1 protein-coding gene is annotated in these 2,569 nt (G+C 70.8%); it reads left to right on the top strand.

Translation table 11 applies throughout. The features are described from left to right. A partial coding sequence (gene ligD / locus D588_RS0114615) for a DNA ligase D (RefSeq protein WP_017916512.1) occupies nucleotides 1-2,569 on the top strand: 2,569 nt, incomplete at both ends.

The raw sequence follows: 2,569 nt of genomic DNA, 5'->3' as shown, positions 1-2,569 counted from the left end.
CGGCGGGGCAGCGGCCGATCTTCGTCGTGCAGCTGCACCACGCCAGCCGCCGCCATTACGATTTCCGCCTGCAGGTCGGCGATGCGCTGAAGAGCTGGGCGGTGCCGAAAGGGCCGAGCTACGACCCCAAGGTCAAGCGCATGGCGGTGGAAGTGGAAGACCATCCGCTCGACTACGCCACGTTCGAGGGCGAGATCCCGCAGGGCGAATACGGCGGCGGCCACGTCGCCCAGTTCGATCACGGCATGTGGAGCAGCGCGGACGATCCGGAAGCGCAACTGGCCAAGGGTCATCTGCGCTTCGAACTGTTCGGCGACAAGCTCAAGGGCGGCTGGCACCTGGTGCGCTCGGGCAAGCCGGCGCGGCAACCGCAGTGGCTGCTGTTCAAGGAGGACGACGCCTTCGCCGGCGACCTGGAGGCCGACGACCTGCTGGCCGATGTCGCCGCGGCGCCGGCGCGGGACGTCAAGCGCGCCGGCGCAGGCAAACCGGACAAGCGCAAGGTCACGGTGGTGGCGCCAGTGCGCAAAGGCCGCCGGACGAACTGGGCCAAGTTGGCCGAGGCGCTGCACGGCGCGGTGTCGGCGGCGGCGCCGGACGGACCGTTCGCGCCGCAGCTGGCCCGGCTGGGCGACGCGCCGCCACAGGGCGCGCAGTGGATCCACGAGATCAAGTGGGACGGCTACCGGATCCTGGCCACCGTCGCCGACGGCGTGGTGCGGCTGTGGTCGCGCAACGCGATCGAATGGACCGACAAGATCCCCGAGATCCGCGATGCCATCGCCGCGCTGGGCCTGCGCTCGGCGGCGCTGGACGGCGAACTGATCGCCGGCAAGGGCACCAAGGAGGACTTCAACCTGCTGCAGGCGGTGCTGTCCGGCGAGCGCCAGGGCACGCTGGCACTGGCCCTGTTCGACCTGCTGCACCTGGACGGCATCGACATCGCCGCCGCACCGCTGTCCGCGCGCAAGGCGTTGTTGCAGCGGCTGCTGGACGGCGCCGATGCGCACCTGGCCTTCAGTTCGCACATCGACGGCGACGGCGATGCCGCGTTCCAGCTCGCCGGCGCGCAGCACTTCGAGGGCATCGTCTCCAAGCGCGCCGACCGCGGCTACCACGGCGGCCGCAGCGACGACTGGCGCAAGACCAAGCAGCTGCGCTCGGACGAATTCGCGGTGGTCGGCTACACCGCACCCAAGGGCAGCCGCAGCGGCTTCGGCGCGTTGCTGCTGGCGCGGCTGGATCCCGAACATGGCTGGCTGTACGTCGGGCGGGTCGGCTCCGGCTTCTCCGACGCGCTGCTGCGCGAGCTGACCGCACTGATCGGCAAGGCCGGCAGCGCCACGCCCAGCGTGCACGTGCCCACCACCGACACCGACCTGCGCAGCGCGCGCTGGTTCGCGCCGCGCTTCGTGGTGGAGGTGTTCTACCGCGGCATCGGCGGACAGCAGTTGCTGCGCCAGGCCTCGCTGAAGGCGGTGCGTCCGGACAAGGACATCGCCGACTTGGGCGATGCCGACGCACCGGCATCGCGCGCGGCGGCGGCGCGGGCGACGCCGGCGTCCAGGAAAGCCAAGGCAGACGCAACGGTCAAAACAACGAAGGCAACCAAGGCGGCGAAGGCGGCGAAGTCGAGCGAAACCAAGACCAGCGGTCCCCGGCGCAGCAAGCGCGATGTCGCGGCCACGGGCACCGCGCGCACGCCGCCGACCCTGTCCAGCCCGGGCCGCGTGGTCTTCCCCGACATCGGCGCGACCAAGCGCGAGGTCTGGGACTACTACAGCGCGGTGATGGATCACCTGCTGCCGGAGATCGCCGGTCGCCCGCTGTCGATCATCCGCTGTCCGGCTGGCGCCGAACGCGCGTGCTTCTTCCAGAAGCACCACACCGCCGGGCTGGAACTGGTGTCGTCGGTGCGGTTGAAGGAAGAGAGCGGCACCCAGGCCGAGTACCTGGTGGTCGAGGATGCAGCCGGGCTGCTGGAACTGGTGCAGTTCAATGCATTGGAGTTCCACCCGTGGGGCGCGCATGCCGCGTCCCCGGAGCGTGCCGACCGCGTGGTGTTCGACCTCGACCCGGGGCCGGATGTGCCCTTCGCCGAGGTCAAGCGCGCGGCCACCGACATCCGCAAGTTGCTCGCGCAACTGGAGCTGGAGTCGTTCCTGCGCGTGTCCGGCGGCAAGGGCCTGCACGTGGTGGTGCCGCTGGCGCCGGGTTGCGACTGGGACCTGACCAAGCGCTTCGCCCACGGCTTCGCCGACGCGCTGGCGCAGTCGCAACCGAACCGCTTCCTCGCCACCGCCAGCAAGCGCCTGCGCAACCAGCGCATCTTCGTCGACTACCTGCGCAACGGTCGCGGCGCCACCGCCGTGGCCTCGTACTCGCTACGCGCCCGCGCCGGCGCCCCGGTGGCGATGCCGCTGGCCTGGAGCGACCTGTCCAAACTGCACCGCGCCGACGCCTTCAAGCTGCGCGACGTCCCGGCCAAGCTGAAACGGCGACGCAGGGATCCGTGGGCCGGCATCGACGCGCTGAAGCAGAACCTGGCGCGCTGGGCCGAAACGGAGTG

Source organism: Xanthomonas sp. SHU 308 (assembly GCF_000364645.1).
Lineage (GTDB): Bacteria > Pseudomonadota > Gammaproteobacteria > Xanthomonadales > Xanthomonadaceae > Xanthomonas_A > Xanthomonas_A sontii.
This window is presented reverse-complemented; position numbering and strand designations above follow the sequence as displayed.